The 17,738-nt window shown below is 43.5% G+C and carries 17 protein-coding genes and 5 pseudogenes; 12 read left to right on the top strand and 10 right to left on the bottom strand.

Annotation, left to right across the window (positions count from 1 at the left end):
- The first annotated feature begins 108 nt into the window (after positions 1–108).
- Both A3712_RS20220 and A3712_RS20215 read left to right on the top strand, forming a co-directional pair.
- On the top strand, positions 109–1,257 hold the full coding sequence (locus tag A3712_RS20220) for a mannitol-1-phosphate 5-dehydrogenase (protein ID WP_063524792.1): 1,149 nt from the start codon (positions 109–111) through the stop codon (positions 1,255–1,257).
- 50 nt (positions 1,258–1,307) lie between these two features.
- Positions 1,308–1,844: an MltR family transcriptional regulator gene (locus A3712_RS20215; protein ID WP_193777311.1), complete on the top strand. Its 537-nt coding sequence runs from the start codon at positions 1,308–1,310 to the stop codon at positions 1,842–1,844.
- A 284-nt stretch (positions 1,845–2,128) separates the two neighbouring features.
- Here the strand turns inward: A3712_RS20215 and nagB are convergent, their stop codons facing one another.
- Positions 2,129–2,929: a glucosamine-6-phosphate deaminase gene (gene nagB, locus A3712_RS20210; protein ID WP_063524791.1), complete on the bottom strand. Its 801-nt coding sequence runs from the start codon at positions 2,927–2,929 to the stop codon at positions 2,129–2,131.
- 537 nt (positions 2,930–3,466) lie between these two features.
- Positions 3,467–3,820 carry a DUF413 domain-containing protein gene (locus A3712_RS20205; RefSeq protein WP_063524790.1) on the bottom strand — a complete coding sequence of 118 codons (354 nt, stop codon included), beginning with the start codon at positions 3,818–3,820 and terminating at the stop codon, positions 3,467–3,469.
- A gap of 154 nt (positions 3,821–3,974) precedes the next feature.
- Between A3712_RS20205 and A3712_RS20200 the strand changes: the two genes are divergently transcribed.
- Positions 3,975–4,865: a LysR family transcriptional regulator gene (locus A3712_RS20200; RefSeq protein ID WP_063524789.1), complete on the top strand. Its 891-nt coding sequence runs from the start codon at positions 3,975–3,977 to the stop codon at positions 4,863–4,865.
- Between the two features lie 177 nt (positions 4,866–5,042).
- Here the strand turns inward: A3712_RS20200 and A3712_RS20195 are convergent, their stop codons facing one another.
- A complete protein-coding gene (locus A3712_RS20195) occupies positions 5,043–5,246 on the bottom strand; it encodes a hypothetical protein (RefSeq protein WP_063524788.1) in 204 nt (67 codons plus the stop codon).
- 238 nt (positions 5,247–5,484) lie between these two features.
- Between A3712_RS20195 and A3712_RS20190 the strand changes: the two genes are divergently transcribed.
- The 3 genes and pseudogenes from A3712_RS20190 (at position 5,485) to A3712_RS20180 (ending at position 7,961) form a co-directional block, all read left to right on the top strand.
- Positions 5,485–6,861 carry an AlkA N-terminal domain-containing protein gene (locus A3712_RS20190; protein ID WP_063524787.1) on the top strand — a complete coding sequence of 459 codons (1,377 nt, stop codon included), beginning with the start codon at positions 5,485–5,487 and terminating at the stop codon, positions 6,859–6,861.
- Positions 6,862–6,909: 48 nt separating this feature from the next.
- A complete protein-coding gene (locus tag A3712_RS20185) occupies positions 6,910–7,392 on the top strand; it encodes a methylated-DNA--[protein]-cysteine S-methyltransferase (RefSeq protein ID WP_063524786.1) in 483 nt (160 codons plus the stop codon).
- Positions 7,393–7,552: 160 nt separating this feature from the next.
- Positions 7,553–7,961: pseudogene (locus A3712_RS20180) on the top strand (hypothetical protein).
- On the opposite strand, the pseudogene nhaD reads toward A3712_RS20180, so the two are convergent.
- Positions 7,900–8,428: pseudogene (gene nhaD / locus A3712_RS20175) on the bottom strand (sodium:proton antiporter NhaD); the annotation flags it as partial. The pseudogenes A3712_RS20180 and nhaD sit on opposite strands and share 62 nt — an antisense overlap.
- A gap of 50 nt (positions 8,429–8,478) precedes the next feature.
- Positions 8,479–8,649 carry a hypothetical protein gene (locus tag A3712_RS27930; RefSeq protein ID WP_197465878.1) on the bottom strand — a complete coding sequence of 57 codons (171 nt, stop codon included), beginning with the start codon at positions 8,647–8,649 and terminating at the stop codon, positions 8,479–8,481.
- A 531-nt stretch (positions 8,650–9,180) separates the two neighbouring features.
- On the opposite strand from A3712_RS27930, the pseudogene A3712_RS20170 reads away from it, so the two are divergent.
- From A3712_RS20170 to A3712_RS20155, 4 genes and pseudogenes are all read left to right on the top strand, one after another.
- Positions 9,181–9,918: pseudogene (locus A3712_RS20170) on the top strand (nucleoside recognition domain-containing protein).
- A complete protein-coding gene (locus A3712_RS20165) occupies positions 9,918–10,385 on the top strand; it encodes a YjiG family protein (protein WP_063524785.1) in 468 nt (155 codons plus the stop codon). The pseudogene A3712_RS20170 and the gene A3712_RS20165 overlap by 1 nt, the downstream one beginning before the upstream one ends.
- A gap of 603 nt (positions 10,386–10,988) precedes the next feature.
- A complete protein-coding gene (locus A3712_RS20160; protein WP_063524784.1) occupies positions 10,989–11,375 on the top strand; it encodes an MAPEG family protein in 387 nt (128 codons plus the stop codon).
- 8 nt (positions 11,376–11,383) lie between these two features.
- Positions 11,384–11,914, top strand: coding sequence for a hypothetical protein (locus A3712_RS20155; RefSeq protein ID WP_063524972.1), 531 nt, complete (start codon positions 11,384–11,386; stop codon positions 11,912–11,914).
- A 34-nt stretch (positions 11,915–11,948) separates the two neighbouring features.
- Here the strand turns inward: A3712_RS20155 and A3712_RS20150 are convergent, their stop codons facing one another.
- From A3712_RS20150 to A3712_RS20140, 3 genes and pseudogenes are all read right to left on the bottom strand, one after another.
- Positions 11,949–12,575, bottom strand: a complete 627-nt coding sequence (locus tag A3712_RS20150) for an START domain-containing protein (RefSeq protein WP_063524783.1) — start codon at positions 12,573–12,575, stop codon at positions 11,949–11,951.
- A 175-nt stretch (positions 12,576–12,750) separates the two neighbouring features.
- Positions 12,751–13,608: a DUF2608 domain-containing protein gene (locus A3712_RS20145; RefSeq protein WP_063524782.1), complete on the bottom strand. Its 858-nt coding sequence runs from the start codon at positions 13,606–13,608 to the stop codon at positions 12,751–12,753.
- Positions 13,609–13,903: 295 nt separating this feature from the next.
- A pseudogene (locus A3712_RS20140) lies at positions 13,904–14,110 on the bottom strand (YHS domain-containing (seleno)protein); the annotation flags it as partial.
- Here A3712_RS20140 and A3712_RS27025 point away from each other — a divergent pair.
- Positions 14,100–14,348: pseudogene (locus A3712_RS27025) on the top strand (helix-turn-helix domain-containing protein); the annotation flags it as partial. The pseudogenes A3712_RS20140 and A3712_RS27025 overlap by 11 nt on opposite strands.
- A 230-nt stretch (positions 14,349–14,578) precedes the next feature.
- Positions 14,579–15,457 (top strand): 6-pyruvoyl trahydropterin synthase family protein, encoded by an 879-nt coding sequence (locus A3712_RS20135; RefSeq protein ID WP_063524780.1) that lies wholly within the window; start codon positions 14,579–14,581, stop codon positions 15,455–15,457.
- A gap of 122 nt (positions 15,458–15,579) precedes the next feature.
- Here the strand turns inward: A3712_RS20135 and A3712_RS20130 are convergent, their stop codons facing one another.
- Together A3712_RS20130 and A3712_RS20125 are read right to left on the bottom strand one after the other, a co-directional pair.
- Positions 15,580–16,620: an acyltransferase gene (locus A3712_RS20130; protein ID WP_063524779.1), complete on the bottom strand. Its 1,041-nt coding sequence runs from the start codon at positions 16,618–16,620 to the stop codon at positions 15,580–15,582.
- Positions 16,621–16,742: 122 nt separating this feature from the next.
- A complete protein-coding gene (locus tag A3712_RS20125) occupies positions 16,743–17,699 on the bottom strand; it encodes an AEC family transporter (protein ID WP_063524778.1) in 957 nt (318 codons plus the stop codon).
- Positions 17,700–17,738 lie beyond the last annotated feature (39 nt).

Genomic DNA, 17,738 nt, shown 5'->3' with positions numbered 1-17,738 from the left:
TAACAAGACTCAGTCTGAATAGCTTACTGCTTAATGTCTCTAGTTAATCATCAGGCATGTGGTTGAGCTGTTAGCTATCTAGATTCAAATATTTATAAGGTCAAAATTATGAAAGCATTACATTTTGGTGCAGGTAATATCGGTCGTGGTTTCATTGGTAAACTTCTTTCTGACGCTGGTATGAAGGTTACTTTTGCTGACGTAAATGAAACGGTTGTTAATGCGTTAATTGAACGCCAAGAATACCCAGTGAAGATTGTGGGTGAAGCGTGCGTTGTTGAAACCGTTAAGAACGTGACAGCAGTAAACTCAGCAACAAGCGCTGTGGTAGATTGCATTGCTGAGTCTGATATTGTGACGACAGCCGTTGGCCCGACTGTTCTTAAGATTATTTCTAAGTCTATTGCTCAGGGTATCGAAAGGCGCGCAGCGGCAAACAATACTGCGCCAATGAACATCATCGCAGCAGAAAACATGGTTCGTGGTACTAGCCAACTAAAAGCGGCGGTTTTAGAGCATCTTTCTGATGACATGAAAGCGTTCACTGAAGAACATATTGGCTTTGTTGATTCTGCGGTTGACCGTATCGTACCGCCAGCAGAAGCAGGCGAAACTGACCCACTAGCAGTAACGGTTGAAACGTTCAGCGAGTGGATCGTAGACCAAACACAATTTAAAGGTGAGATTCCAAAGATCCCAGGTATGGAATGCACTGACAACCTTATGGCTTTCGTTGAGCGTAAACTATTCACGCTAAATACAGGCCACTTGGTAACGGCATACCTTGGCGTGCTTGCAGGCCACGAAACAATCAAAGACGCGATTGAAGACCAAGTAATTTACGCTGAAGTAAAAGCGACGATGGAAGAGAGTGGTGAAGTGCTTATCAAGCGTTACGGCTTTGATCCAGAGGCACATGCAGCATACATCTTAAAAATTTTAGGTCGCTTTGCGAACCCATTCCTACGTGACGAAGTTGACCGCGTTGGCCGTCAACCAATCCGTAAACTGAGTCCACAAGATCGTCTAGTCAAGCCACTGAACGGTACGCTAGAATACGGCTTACCAAATGCACACCTTGTAAAAGCGATTGCTGCGGCTTTCCACTACAAGAATGAAGATGACCCTCAAGCGGTTGAACTTCAGGCAATGTTCGCAGAAAAAGGTTTTGCTGAGACATTAGCGCACTATTCTGAGCTGAATATCGACTCAGAAGTTGTTAAACTAGCGGAACAAGCTTATCTAGCATTGAAATGATAAATCATCAAAGTGCCACACCTGTGGCACTTTCTTATTGCCGAGCCGTTATGCCAATACATCCTAGTCATGAAACAGAATTACTCGAGGCCTTATCTGAAGCTGAGAGTGCTAGCGCCTGCTTGATGGCGGCTTATGATGCATTGGATGATACGGTGGATGCGGTTTTAAAAAACATCTTCAAGAAAGATGACACGGCGATTAAATTCGTTGTCGAGCCACTACTTAACAGCGGTGGGCCTTTAGGCGAAATAATGGTTCGCGGCAAGTTGCTCCTGGGCTTGGGTGTTATCAGTAAAGAGCTTTATGACGATTTAGAGGTTTTTGTAACTTTGAAAGAGTGGGCGAAATTACAAGGTGACGACACCAGCTTTACCGAAGTTGATGTTATCTTTGAGCTCAATAAGGTACACGCGATTCAGCGTATTATGCCTATCGAATATGATGCGGAGATGGTCGAAACCATGTCTGGCCCGATGCTTCAAATGTTCTTAGGGCGACATCACCAGAAAGTGAAGTCGACCATTGTTTTGGCTATCACAGACATTATTAACACCTTATGCCGCGACAATGCCTTGAGTTCTTAGATTTCGTTATTGAACGTTTTCATTACGACACAACCACTCGCTACCACCTGTTTTATCCATCCTAGAATAAATATTGATTGCGGTTTCTCTCATTGAGGAATCGCTTTTTGGTATTCACTTTATCCTTCATTTCTTCTGATATAAGCAAGAGCTGTATCGGAGGTGATTCTCTCGCCTAGCATTCAATCTGATTGTTCAAATTCGTCGCAGTCAGCATATCGACGGCAAATTTCAGGTACAAAAAAAGCCACCGAAGTGGCTTTTTATTTCAACAAGACCTGAAATTATAGGTCTTGGATGTTTTCTGCTTCTAGCTCTTGGAAGTAGCGTAGAGTCTTAACTTTTAACTCTTGTTGAGCTGGCTCGTCAGCAACGATGATAGCTTTACGGTGCATTTGTAGTGCTGTCACAGTCCACATGTGGTTTACAGAACCTTCGATAGCAACTTGTAGAGCTTGTGCTTTGTTGTGACCCATAGTCAGGATCATTACTTCTTCAGCGTCTAGTAGAGTCGCAACACCGATAGTTAGTGCGTATTTTGGTACTTGGTTGATGTCGTTGTCGAAGAAGCGAGAGTTCGCGATGCGAGTTTCTTCAGTCAGCGTCTTGATACGAGTACGAGATGCTAGAGAAGAACCTGGTTCGTTGAATGCGATGTGACCGTCGATGCCGATACCGCCCATGAACAGGTTGATTTTACCGTAAGAACGGATTTTTTCTTCGTAAGCTGCACAGTGAGCGTCGATGTCTTCTGCTTTGCCGTCTAGTAGGTTGATGTTCTCTTCTTGAATATCAACGTGGTTGAAGAAGTTTGTGTACATGAAAGTACGGTAAGACTCAGGGTGGTTAGGATCGATACCTACGTACTCATCCATATTGAATGTAACAACGTTTTTAAAGCTAACTTCACCCGCATTGTATAGTGCGATTAGCTCTTTGTAAGTCGTAAGTGGTGTGCCACCAGTTGGTAGACCAAGAACGAATGGACGATCAGCTGTTGGGTTGAATGCTTTGATCGCTTCAACGATGTGACGTGCTGCCCATTTACCTACTTGTGCCGCGTTGTTTAAAGGAATAAGTCTCATTTTTGTAGCCCCTAAGATAAGTAATTTATAGTGTGCTGAAACATTAATTCGCATTATAAAATAAGTGATCTGTTTCTGCCATTGTTTTAGGTCAAGTTTTTACTTTTTTCGTCATATCTGTGAGTCGAACTCTCAAAATTTCATACCTATTGTATGGATATTTGGTGGCGTTAAACAAGATTAATACGCTTGTCATATATCGTAATCTTGATTTAATTCAGCGCCTGAAAGGGTTCACCGATTTTGAAGTTGGAGTGAGTTAGAGGAGTATAGTAGAGGTGAGCAGATAAGCATGAACCCAGGAGATTGAGCAGCTCTCAAAAAGCCGCAGTAATAGTTGCTTTCTGAAAGGGCTCTTAGCTTTGAATTTGCAAGATCTGGATACTTAGAGATAGCTATTGTGTGCTATCGCTATGAATTTTATATAAATCTTGGTAAAACTTAATGGGTTGGCTAAAATTACTAATCACGAAGTGAAGTCGTGTTTGAAGGCACAAAAAAGCCCAAAGTGATGAGGTATCACTTTGAGCGATTTTACTAATCTTCTAACACTAACTCGCTGTTGTATTCTTCCCTAGGCACTTCGCCGTGTTTACAGCCGTTTAGGGTATGAAAGCGACGGCGTCCGCGAGCCAGTTGAATGTACTTCAACCAAACACGCTCTAACTTGGACTTTGCCTTATGAGGGTGAGACAACACTTTAAGGAAGTGCTTTTCTTCTGCATTGATTGGTGTAAGTTCACCAGTCTCAAGTGCAAGCATAGTGTCGCCAAACAAGGTTAGGATTTCCTCTTCTGAAAGAGTAAAATCCCCTGACTTAGCGAACCCTCGTGGGAATTTAATGGTGTCATAAAAACGTTTTTTTCCATGACGGAATTCGGTCTCAGACATATCAGCCTCAGTAATGTGGTTAGATAGAAATTAGTGTTTATTGCTCACGCGAAAATATTGTTAAAAGGCTAAAATAGGAAACAAAACGTTTTTGCCTTTACGATAAACAATCCTAGATCCGCTAGTTAGCAGATTTATTACAGAGATGTATTTGATGGATGTGAAAGTATTTAAAACCTTTCTTGAGGTTGCAAGGGTACGCCACTTTGGGCGTGCTGCTGAGAACTTGTATTTAACACAAGCGGCGGTGAGTGCGCGGATCAAACAGCTAGAAGGCTATTTTGATACTCAGTTGTTCATCCGTGATCGTAATAACATCAAGCTTACCTCTTCAGGTGAGCGTTTGATTGGTTACGCTGAGGTAATGGTTTCTACTTTGCAACAGGCTAAGTTTGAGCTGTCACTAGAGAGTGGAAAAGCCTTGCAGCTAACGTTGGGTGGCACACCGAATATTTGGGATGCGTATTTACAAAACTGTCTGAGTGTTGTGACGGATTCTTTTGGCGGTTACGGCTTTATGGCAGAGGTGATGGGGCGTGAGCAACTGAACCGTAACTTACTTGAGCGCACCTTAGATATGGCCTTTGCTTTTGACCAGATTAAAGCTGAAGAGCTGAACTGTAAAAAAGTGGCTGATCTCGTGTTAGTTTTGGTATCGACACAACCTGATGATTTAGAATCGGTGTTCCAGCATAAGTATGTTTATGTCGACTGGGGAACTCGTTTTGGTTCTGAGCACGCAGAGCGTCATCCAAAAGTACCCGCACCGTACTTACGCACCTCAACGGCTCGTATTGCACTCGATTTTATTTTAGAGAAAGGGGGTAGTGCCTATTTGCCAGTGTCTCTTGTTGAACCTTTTATCGGGTCAGGACAGTTGTACAAGGTGAAAGGCGTTGAAGACTGGTATCGCCCGATTTACCTAAGCTACCGTAAAAACAGTACCTCAGTAGAGGCGATCATGCAGGTTGAGAAGTTGGTTAACGAGATTGACCCATCGACGGCATACACACTGCAACAAGCAGCAGAACAAGCACCTGAGTAGCCGTTTAGGCTGTCACTCATTGCTTTGTTGAATAAATAAAAAATGGCTCCTTTTTGGGAGCCATTTTTGTTTAAACCAGAGATATTCATACTGTCCAAGTTAGAGAAAGCTCTAAGTCGGAAAATCGTTTAAGCCTGGTGTGTAACCCATCTAAAATGCTCTATAGTGTTAAAGCACTCATAGGTTCATTAGGTTTTCAATCGACTCTTCAAGAGAGTGTGACATGTACGAATGGATTGTTTGTCCGTCCGTTGCGTCAATCTCAATCTTAGAAATCTCCTGTTCTACTTGATCTTCAAGAAAGCCTAGTGACTGCTCGACTGATTGACTGGTGAGAACCTGTTGGTTTGATAAAACAATACGACACGTGTGAAGAACCATAGCCTTTTCCTTTTTATATTCGATAGGTCTCTGCATCTTTGGCGTGCTAAGTGCCTATCGTTTGACGTTGTGAGAAGATTGGCTTCTCTGGATTAAATTTAGTCGAATTGGGTAAAAATAAAACCCTTTCATGTGATTTATCTAACCTTAAGCTCCGAAAATGGCTAGCGATAGTGGTTTTTCAGGATAGACTTTTAGGGCGTGAAGTAAGAATTATTGAAAAAGAGAAGAGCTCAATATGTCGAACAATATTCATCACAATAATGCGTTAACTAATGAGCAATGTCATTTGGCTCGCTATGCGCGAGACGCTCGCTTTGATGGTATGTTTTTCACTGCAGTAAAAACGACGGGGATTTTCTGTCGGCCTATCTGTCCTGCAACACCACCAAAAGAAGAGAACGTCGAATATTTTTCTCATCAGGCTCAGGCATTAAAAGCGGGCTACCGACCTTGTTTACGCTGTCGACCAGACAGTGCTCCTTTCTCACCTGCATGGAAAGGGGTTGAAACCACGTTTCTTAGAGCGATGCAGCTTATCGATAACGGTGCATTAAGCTCAGGTTCGATTACCGATCTTGCTGAACGTTTGGGGATCTCTGATCGATACTTACGCACCTTGTTCGACAACTATATTGGCGTGTCACCCAAGCAATATAGCCTGTACAGTCAGTTAATGTTCGCTAAACAGTTGCTGCACAACAGTAGTATGAGTATTACTGATGTCGGCTTTGCGAGTGGCTTTAATAGCACGCGTCGTTTTAACGATGCGTTTCATAAAGAGCTGAAGCTTTCGCCAAGTCAGATTCGACGAACCAAACCTAATGACAGTCTGAGTAATCACATCCAACTGGCCTTTCATGGCCCATTAGATTGGAAGCACTTATTGGACTTCTATCGACGCAGAATGATCGAGGGGATAGAAGAGGTTGGGGATAACTATTATCAGCGAACTGTGACATTAAATGGTTCGAAAGGTTGGTTTAAGGTGACCTTAGCTAAAAAGAACCGATTAGACATTGAGTTTGAGTTGGATGATATAAACCAATTACGAGGTTTGATCACTCACATTCGTCGCATGTTCGACCTAGATGTCGACATCGCCAAAGTTGAGGCGTTTTTGGCGACGATCGATCCTAACTTAGTCGCCAAAAGTGGCATTCGTATCCCAGGTGTATGGAGTGTTTGGGAAGCAGGTGTCAGAGCGATACTTGGACAGCAGGTCTCGGTAACAGCAGCGATTGGTCAGTTAAACCTATTGGTCACAGAGCTTTCTGAATCAGATAAGAAAACCTATTTTCCGACACCGAAACAAATTGCGGAAGCCGATGTGAGCTTTTTGCGCATGCCGGGAAGCCGTAAGGAGACCTTAAAGCGTTTTGCCGAATACATGGTCTACAACCAAGCCGAGCATCCTTCCAAATGGATTGATCTAAAAGGCATTGGCCCTTGGACCATACAGTACGCATTACTTCGTGGCTTGAGTGAGCCGAATCATTTGCTGGTAGGTGATTTAGTGGTGAAGAAGTTTATTGAGCACCGACCGGCTATCAATATAGAGAGTGTTTCACCGTGGGGCAGTTACGCTACGTTCCACTGCTGGAATCAGGCTTAGTAGAAAGAGCAACTCGCGAAAGTCTGCAATACAAAATTAGGAGCAATCATGGCGAACCGTTTTACATATTATGACAGCCCGTTAGGCACTGTGACTCTGCAAGCGAATGAGCAAGGTTTACTCGGAGTTTGGTTTGAAACACACACAACGAAACCGGAAGACCTAGGTACACAAGAAGATAGCTTTCCGATCTTCCGATCGGTCAAAGACCTGCTCGAACGTTATTTTGCAGGAGAATCCGTTCAATTTGATGTACCGATCGTTGCCAAAGGCACTCCTTTTCAGCAATCGGTTTGGCACGCACTTACTACTATTCCTTACGGAGAAACATGGAGCTATGCTCAGTTAGCCGATGCGATCGGTAATCCAAAAGCGGTGCGAGCTGTGGGGTTAGCCAATGGCAAAAACCCGGTATCAGTGATTGTTCCGTGTCATCGAGTGATAGGCAAGAATGGAAAATTGACGGGGTACGCGGGCGGGATTGAACGCAAGCAGCGCTTATTGGCGATCGAAGGAATTGGCGAAAAATAGAGTGCTTGGTTATCGAGGTATTGGTTGAGTAATGCCTCACAATGTTGAACCTAGCCCAAAGGCCTTAAAAGTGTGATTTTGCAATAAGGTTGGTGCTTTCTGGAAAATACTTATTTGGTTGCATATCCTTTTAGTTATGTCCTCTAGGCAAGGATGCCAAATGAATAACCACAATCTACTTCTTCTTGGTCGCAGTAGTGCGCTGTTACTGACAGGCTGTTTAAGCGATACCAGTCAACCTTTTGAAGTCCCACAGCTGGTTCTATTTAAAGGTATGTATGAAAGTACTGATAACGACAGCTAGTTGCTTTTTGAGTCGGGACAAGTTACATATCAGACGGCAGATAACACAGTGACGCGCAGTTATAGCGTCAATGATGATTTGATTACCATTGAGCTGAACTCAGGAAGCAGCCGAACGGGCTCAGGCCTGGTGATGCGCATTCAACAGTAGGGTGAGGGTACTGACATGCAACCAATGCCCAGCGGTTCAATTGAGTAACGTTTGGACCAGAGTCGCTTTAAAGCTCCTTCATCGTTATTCGCAATTGCCACAGCTTTCTTCTTAGCCAGCGAGTTGGGCAGTGTTTTTCTCAAGAAATACCCAAAGAACTGGAGGTATGCGAGCCCCATCATCATGCCCATTACAGGTGGGAAATGCAGGACGGCGTGGAAAGCATATGGTCATAATGAATAGGAATACAATTCGTCTCGCGCCTCGTTTCAATTCAACGTATTGATGTACCGTGTCGGACTGGGTGGTTGGTACAAAGTAAGACATGATCAGTGCTGGAACGAGATAGTTCATCATTGAAGGAATGAATAAGGGGATAAACTCGCTAAAACTGACATAGTCCGCCTGCCATACCATCAAGGTAGTGATGTCGCCAAATGGACTGAACGCACCACCTGCATTCGCCGCTACCTCAATATTCATACAGGCGAGATTAACAAATTTAGGGCTATCTCCTGTGACTTTTAGTACCACGGCACACACTAATAGAGCCGTTGCCAGGTTATCGGGGGAGATGAAGAAAAAGCCCTACCGGGCTTAAGTCCGATAGAGCTTATTCTGTGTCGCCAACATTATGCAGCATTACGATCAAACGCCATTGTTTGTTCTGCAGCACATATTTCAACAGGCCAGCCATAGGATTGGTATTCCGTCGCAAGTTTGTCCGCAACCACGCGAGATACCGTGGCAGTGATCCACATGCCTTTACCCATTACCTGATATTTGAGTGTTCTCATTTCCATTTTTTCACCGTTTTCCTTCTATATTGGCTGCGAGAAGTCTATAGCACCTCTTGAGGCTGGAATTTCGAATTAAGCTCAAATACTTTATAAAATGGCTCATGAATTCAGCTTGGATTAAAACTCAATCAGCAGAACGAAAACGGTTGCGTTTTGGAAGAAAAATCGCGATTTAAGTGCCTGTATTATAATAAAATAAAAATTTTACTAAAAATTTATGTAAGAGATATCTCACATAATTATCAGAGATCGGACTATCCAGAGTCTTGTCCGTTGGGCACTGATTTTTGTGTCTCGTTTGTATGTTTTCGGTTGCGCTATTGCAGCAAAATTTATTTAGTTTTGTATGTGAAATATGAGGATTTTTTCAGTCTATATTTCGATAACTAAACCATAATCGCAGTTTTATATGTTGCCTATCATCTTCAATTTAAACCGATACTCTGTTTGATTTTGGTCATTAACCTTCGTCTCATTAGTTTGCACTATACAAGTGTGTTCTGTTTCATACAAGCTAGATGTATAGAGGTCCTTATGACTAATCCAACGAAAACCGATCGTAAAGTTACGATCGGCAGTTACATCGCACTCGCCTTTGCGGTTGTGTTTTTCTCCGGTTTGATGCATTCCAATGAATGGTATGGCGTATTCGATTTTACGACGCTTAACGGCTCATTTGGTAAAGTTGCTTACGATGTAATTGAATCCGCTGATGGTATTCAAGCGGCAACCACCTCTTTGCGCGGTAAAGGCGGTAGCGGTGCTCGTGACGGTTTCATTTTCGCTTTGACACTTATTCCGACCGTGATGTTTGCTTTGGGTATGATAAACGTACTCGAGCACTACGGTGCGCTAGATGCGGCTCGTAAACTGCTTACTCCACTACTTCGTCCTCTTATGGGCATTCCTGGTAACTCAGGCTTGGCACTGATCGCTTCTTTGCAAAGTACCGATGCTGGTGCAGCGATGACACGTCAGCTTAAAGATGAAGGGCATCTAACTTAGCGCGAGACGGACGTTTTCACTATGTTCCAATTCACAGCAGGTGCGGCGATCGTTAACTTCTTCTCGTCTGGTGCCGTGCTATTTACTCTAACCGCAATGGACGGTTCTCTGGCAGTATCGTCACCTATTGGCCTTGCTGTGACGGTAATGTTCATCTTTAAGTTTGTGGGTGCCAACCTATTCCGTATCTACCTCAATATTACTGAAGGCAAAGAAGACAAACCAAAATCAGACAAAGAACAAAAACTGGAAGAGGAAGTAGCATAATGAGCGAAGTAAAAGCAAAGAAACCAATGGTGACTGATATTTTCGTTGAAGGTGCCAAGAAAGGCTGGGTTATTGCGATCACCTCGACAGTGCCAAATGTTCTGATGGCGTTTGTAATCATCAAAGCATTGCAGATTACGGGTGCGTTGGATCTGATGGGCAGCGTTTTTGCTCCAATCATGGCGGTGTTTGGTTTGCCGGGTGAAGCCGCTGCAGTATTGATCGGTGCGTGGATGTCGATGGGCGGTGCGGTGGGTGTGGTAATGACACTGTTTGACCAAGGTATCTTGAATGGCAATCATATTGCGATCTTAGCGCCGGCGATTTACTTAATGGGTTCACAGGTTCAATACATGGGTCGTATCATGGGACCAATTGGTACCGAAGGCCGTTACATCCCAGTGATGATCGCTATTTCAGTGTTGAATGCGTTTGGTGCGATGTTCCTGATGAACATTATTCTGTAGCCTGACTTCTGAAACTTCTTAGGCTTTAGAAAAAGGAAACCCCGTTTGGCTCTCACCAAGCGGGGTCTATTCTTTTTGTTGCCATCCTGCTACTGCGCGTTACTTATCTTTCAATAGGTAACTGGTGCTCTCTGCATCGTTCCTTGACGTGGCTAAATCTTTTAACCTATCCAATTCATCGCCTTCCTAGCGGTGTCCTTGCTAACTCATCATCCTGATAAGTGACTCTATCCTAGAGCATAACTTCCTTGCTGATAACTCATCCAAAGTCATCAAATCTTCGTCCTGAAGATACCTAATCCATTAGGCTTTTTCCTGTTCCTGCCAACTCCCTGTCGACATGTATATTAAACACTCTCGAGGCATCTCCGACAATCTTCCTTAAGCAAATAATCTTAAGGCAAAGCTAAGAAAAACTGTGCGGACTTATACAAAACAAGGGCTTGGGTTTGTAATCTAGGATTTTTCTGCGAAGCTTGATTGTAATCTCTTACGTTTGTTCTGAGAGATCTCTTAAACATGTGCGGTCGTGAATGTTCCTTGTTTGCTGAATACAGATACGTTGAGGTAGCCCGTCGAATAAACTACCAGTAGGAAATGATAATGGTTACAGCGTTATATGCTTCGTTACTCACGTTAGCCATGTTATGGCTTTCCATTGAGGTGATTAAGCAAAGAAGAAAGAATCAAGTAGCACACGCAGATGGTGGTGTTGAATCGTTACAAGTGGCTCGTTCCGCTCAAAGTAACGCAATGGACTATATTCCGATTACCGTGATACTGATGGCGTTGCTAGAGTTCAACGGCGCAAATGTATGGCTGATTCACGTTATTGGTATTGCTTTTGTTGCTGGTCGTATTATTCATGGAAAAAGCATTCTTGCTCGTAGCCTGAAGGGAAGAAAGCAAGGCATGTATTTGACCTTTGCCAGCATGGTGTCTTTAGTTGTTCTAAACTTGATTTATCTTCCGTTTGATAAGCTTATGTAATGACAAGCATGGCGCAACGCCTCCCTCTACCATGGATGATTGTACTAACAGGGTTAGTGCTGAATATTCTGGCCATTGTTGTGTCGAGTCTAGTGCTGGACAAAATGGTGGTTGAACAAGCTCAGTATCGAGAGCGCCAACAGGGCAATGTCTACTCGATTCAGTTGGCTTGGAATACGATTGAAACTTTAGAGCGTAAGCGTGAATCTATGTTGCTGCACATGGATAATAGTACTTCTTCAAGTTCGGCGGTGACGCCGGAATTAAAAGAAGCGATGCGCGGTCAGCTTGGTGCGTGGGTCAGTGGCGAAGTTCCAGAGATTACTGTCGAAAACCTTTCTCAGGTCATTATGCTGATTAACCAAGCTCAGCAATCGCAACGCACACGCATCGATGACTTCTACCTTGATAATCTAACCTTATCTGAACTCCTCCAAGCTCTTGAAGAGCAGATGACCCTCTATAAAAATATCGCGATCTTTCTTCAGATCTTTGGTTTAGCATTGATTCTTGCGCGTGACCTAGCGAGACGAAATTAACCGTTCTACAACTGCAGCCAAACCTGATGTTGAGTTATTTGTCGAGATGAGGGTGCTGCTGCCCTTGGTAGTTTGGAAGCTGGTCTTTAAGCTTTTTGAAGGTACTGAATGCGTTGTTAGCTGATAAGCGGTTCATTAACCAGTCAGGCAAGATACCGCCCGCATTCGCATATGCCGTATAGGTGATGTGAGTTAGACCATTGGTGAGGGGCTGTAAAACCCAAAGTGCATCGACCTCGTTGATTCGAATATACCCCGACTCTTTAGCCAAGTAATTGGATGCATCTTTAATGGTTAAGGTGAATTGACCGTCTTCTACTTCATATTTCGAATACGTCACCATATCACGGTTACGAGCTGGCCAAGGAGCTTTGAACTGGGTATAGACGATATTCTCATTACTAGAGATCTGCATTAATACTTCACTGTGCGACACATTGTCGATCCAATTCGGTACATTATCGCTATCTTCCAATAATAAGAGAAAACCTGAGTAGCTCGTTTCGACCTGCATTTGAGCTCGAACTTCAACAAGACTATTCCCATGATTACGCATATGAATGGTGATGCCGTTTTCACTTTTGACAAATTGCCACGGAGTCGCATAAGAGAGGGCTGAAAATAAACAGAGTCCAAGTACCAAAATCCTAGGTAATATCATTATTCTTCTATAAAATGAGAAGCTTATCTGCCATGAGTATAGAATAAAAATAGGTTGGGTTCGCGTGACATTTGTTTCTGTGTAAGTGAGAGGATATGACAAAAGAAGTGATAGATGGTTTAGGAAAAAGGTCGGGGAGCGTTGCGCTCCACGACCCTAAATGTAGCGGTCTAGATTATTGCCCCAAACACGCTTCCCCAAGTCGAGCTGGGGCAATTTTATCAAGAACTACATTTAATTCCTTCCAATCGCTAGCCATCTTCTCTGCCTGCTCTTGTGTCAAAACTGAGCCATACTGTTTCATGCGATCATGTTCCACCTTGGTGTAGTGGAAAATGTTGATGTCGATAGAAGCATCATCTTTGTAGGCCTCTGCCATGTTGACGATGTTCTTTTTACTGTCATCGATAAATACAACACTGCTAAAGCTTTGACCTGTTTTATCAAGGATGTAGTCGAGCATGACCCCCTTGTTCATTCCTGTCGTCATCATGATGCCATTAATGTAACTCAGTGGGCGGTCAGGGTTATCGATGTAAATTGGTAGCTCATCTGAGCCTTTTTCTTTCAGCGCGGTACGCGTCATATCGTATTGATTACGAATCATCTCGCGTTCGGTCGCATAACGGTAATTTGGTGAGCGCGAAGTGAGAGCCATTACAGTAAGCCCTTTATCTTGCCAGCCGCTGACTGTGCTTGGCACATCGTCTTCGATAATTCTCATAGGAACAAGTTCGTAAAGAAGTCCGATTGAGTCTTGGAATAGGCAATCTACTTTGTCTTCAGCTGATGGCTTCACATCCAGTTTCCCTCGCTGCCACTGATACCAAATATCACCGCCGATATCGCTCGTTGAGGTTAGAAGCGTGTTATCGATATCAATAACGATCAGCGGTTTTTCGCCTTTCTCTGTTAGTTGACTTACTTTATCTGCCACATCTTGGAATTTATCTGTTTCCTTAACGGTGACGTCGGCAAATGCATTACCGGCCAGAGTAAGAGCGCACAGCGCCGCTAACTTGTGTAGTTTCATCATACTTTCCTTTAACTCAAGATTGACCTCTTAAACGCTTTGTGAAAAAACCATCGTAAGCAGAGGTTGTAGAATGTTATAACATAACAAGGCTATCTGGTTAGATTATCAATAACTAATCCACTTAAAATGTTGTCTAGGTCACATAGCCTAAGAGCAATGTTAGCTGGAGCTTAGAAAATCAATGTTTTATGTACGCAAGCAATTAACCAATAGAAATGGTTAACAAGTGCAGATTGAAAAACGGAAGACAGAGGGTCTTCCGTTTATAGAAGGGAGGGTAGTGGCAATTTATCTAGAGCATATAGGCTTCAACCGTTTTTATATTGGTCCAATTATTGTCCGCATCCTGGATTAACTCCTGTGTGTTCTCCAACCAACGCTTTTGCACTGACTTGTCTAAGTTAAGATATAACTTTCCATCTTCTATTTTCCAAGCTTGTGGATCGGTACGGAATTTGTCTTGGTTTTCGCTGCTCACAAACTGATAAATGGCTTTTTTGGCTGCGGTGTCTCGAACTAAGTTTATTGAAGCGCTCAAGCATGGAGTAGGCGAAACCCAAGGTGACTATGTTTAAAAGTGGCGGGTTTCTGTGGCTCAATTGTTGCAGTTGCAAAACAAGCCCATCAACTGGGCCGCGGATGAAGTGGGGTACAACAGTTACTCTGGCTTCTCTCGGGCATTTCAGCATGTCACCGGAATGTCGCCGCGGTTTTGGTTAAAACAGAATGTGGCTTAAAGCGCCGGGCAACCTTATCAGAAATGTGGCTATTAGCATGAGGCTTGGTTATGTTTTAGCGGAAATTGCGTGTAGTTTGCTCATTTATCGAATGATGGGCTAAAAAGGTGGACTTTATAAGCTCGTTGTAACATCCTGCCCGTCCTATTTTATCAGACATCAATGAGACGAAGTGCCTGCTGAACATTATTTAGCCTCCCGTATCTCATTAAAGCACTAAGGAGTTCCACTTGAACCTATTTGTAAGAGACCTTACCGTTATCGATTCTTCATATATTTGTGAACACAGAGGGGTCGTAGGAGATAGTTGGATTTTAGATGTCACCATGTCTGGTGAACTGAATGAAATGAGTATGGTTTTAGACTTCAGCAGAGTCAAAAAACAGATCAAAAACCTTGTTGATCAGCATGTCGATCATCGTTTACTGCTACCAATGAAAAATGCTGCGATCGTGTATCAAGAGAGTAAATCGGGCTACGCTAAGGTTGATGTATTGCGTGGTGATAAGAGCCTTCACTTGCACTGTCCTGATGAAGCTTACTGTCTGATTGATGCAGAGGCGATTACCATCGAGAGCCTGACCGCACACGTTTACGATATTCTTCGTGACAACCTTCCAAGTAACGTAACAGGGTTAGAGATCACTCTTCGCCACGAGAACATTAATGGTGCGCTCTACCACTATACCCATGGTTTGAAAAAGCACGACGGTAACTGTCAGCGTATCGCCCATGGCCACCGTTCTCCGGTTGAAATTGTGGTTGATGGTCAGCGTGATGAGCGACTTGAGCTAGCGTTTGCAAAGCGTTGGGAAGACATCTACTTAGGATCTAAAGAAGACCAAGTTTCTGTTTCATCATTAAACCTAAGTGAGCACGCTAAGAGTGCAAATGACGAAAGCCATTATGGTTTTAGCTACAAGGCCCCACAAGGTGAGTTTGAGTTAGCGATTGCTAAGTGTGAAACAGAGATCTTGCCAACCGATACCACGGTGGAATTACTTGCAGGCTACATTGCGGATCAAGTTGCTCCAAGTTTGACAGAAAACCAATCACTACAAATCGTGGCTTATGAAGGGGTAGGTAAAGGCGCGATGGCGTTCCGATAAAACTTCATGGGAGACGCAAGTTCACTTCTAGTCAAAACAAAAAAGGCAAGATACTAATTTATCTTGCCTTTCTTTTTGTGGCTAGTTAAACCGAGAAGGTTATTAGCGTCATTTTGTTGGTGCTAACGAAGCAGTACGTGTCGCAGTAGGCTTTTCTCAATCGCAGCGACCATCCCAAAGCTGAGTAATACGGTGCCAAAGAATACGGTTACGTCTTTTGCTAGCTCCGTAATACCCAATACACCACAGACATTGAACAACAAGATGATGATTAATAGGTGACTAACGTAGATACCCAACATACGATTTGAGATAGCACGAACCCATCCATAATTGCCTACGTTTGGATTGGCTAGAAGCCACATAAACACGCCTATTCCCCATAGCGCAGTACCAAGCAAGAAATCATGGATGTTGAACGCAATGTTGAATTTAGAAAGCCACGCCGCTTCAGCAAAATGAATGCCCATTCCTAATGCTATTAATCCTAGCGCCTTAGCCGATGATACTTTCCATTGATGCTGACGAATAACGAAACCCAAGGTCACCATTAATGTACTGAAGAACGGGCCGTTACGAGTAAAGAAAGGTGCTTCCAGTCCAGTCAGGTTTGTATAACTTCCCGCTAAAACACCGTAGATGTAGAGTGCAACTGCGAGAGGCAATAAAAGCTTATCGAGCTTCATCTCAACCATCAAAGCGATGATCATAACCGCGAAGACTAAAGCTGGGATAAACCATAAATGCACCAGTCCTCCCTCTAAGAAAGAGTTGAGGGGTGTGCTCATTAAAAAGCCCCAGTAACCTTGGCGCTCACCTAGATAACCGAGTTCTTCAACTCTAGCGAGGTTGAATGGTACAGCTAAGCAAATGATGCTCCATACCACCCAAACCTTGAGCAGAGGCTTCGAGTAATTGATGACGGTTTCCCAAGGAGATGAGACGAGCTTAGGTTGAATCAGATAACCTGAAATTAGGAAGAACAGAGGGACGGCAAAGCGAGCGGTTTGGTTGAGAATATAACCAACCCATGGCACGTCATTGATTTGCCAATAAGTAAGGGCCATTTGGCCATGTAAGCCAATGATCGCTAAGATAGCAATCACTCGACCCAACTCAATACTGGCGATGCGTTGTGAAGGCGTATTTTGAACGGAAGACATATCAGATCTCTAAGAAAATTTTCGTCGAATCTAGCAGCCTTTGTATTGAACCAGTTAGCGTTAAATCAAGAGTTGCGACCTTTATATGAAGGCTTGTATTGATTTTTTGAAGCCTGTCGCAGCTATATTAAATCCATTGCATTAAGTGCGAAAATACCAAGCGTACAAGTGATAAGCGAACCTAAAGTGGTAAGCGCGATAATATTGGCAGCAAGCGTTGCATTTCCGCCCATCGCTCGTGCCATTACATAACTTGCGGCAGCGGTTGGAGCCGCGCTCATCAGGAAGATCAGCCCAAGCTCGAGACCTTCAAAGCCTAAGGCCAATGCAGTCAATGTGATAAGTAACGGCGAGGCAATTAGCCGGTAACTTGAGGAAAACCAAGTCGCAAGTTTCTCCTGTTTGAGAGAGCTGATATCCAATGAGCCACCAGTACAAAGTAAAGCCAGAGGCAAGGTCATTTTTGCCAAGTATTGCCCGGCATCAGTGATCATTTTAGGAATTGGAATAGACAGTGCGTAACAGAAAACACCGAGGAAAATAGCAATAATAAGAGGGTTTTTGGTTATCGACTTTGCTATCGCTTGAATGGCTTTATCGCCCGTGTCTTTGCCCTTTGGAGTTAAAGCAATCACGGCTTGGATATTGTAGAGCACAGTAATTGATGCAACATAGATCGCCGCAAGTGCCACGCCTTGATTGCCGTAGATATTTGCGGCATACGCTAAACCTATGATACCCGTATTCGCTCGGAATCCACCTTGGATGATGACGCCTTGGTCCTTTGAATCTCTGAACAATAGCTTGGTTGAGAGGGTAGCGATGAGGAAAAAAATGAAATTAGCAGCGAGAGCAAATAACACTAAGGTGCTGCTGGCAGAGAAGTTATGCTCGGATTGAACGATACTCAAGAACAGCATCGCAGGTAAGGCGATTTGAAAAACAATCTTAGAAGCGACATCAATGAAGTTGTCATTGATAAGCCCTATTCGTTTGAGTACCACACCAAGAAACAGCATTAAACAGATAGGGCCTGTCACTGATGCTGAAAACGCAAACTGTTCCCAAAGTGTGTCCATTATTTTTCCTTAAATTTAGCCAACTTCAATATCCTTTGA

Origin of the sequence: Vibrio sp. HI00D65 (assembly GCF_001635455.1) — a bacterium.
Taxonomy (GTDB): domain Bacteria; phylum Pseudomonadota; class Gammaproteobacteria; order Enterobacterales; family Vibrionaceae; genus Vibrio.
This window is presented reverse-complemented; position numbering and strand designations above follow the sequence as displayed.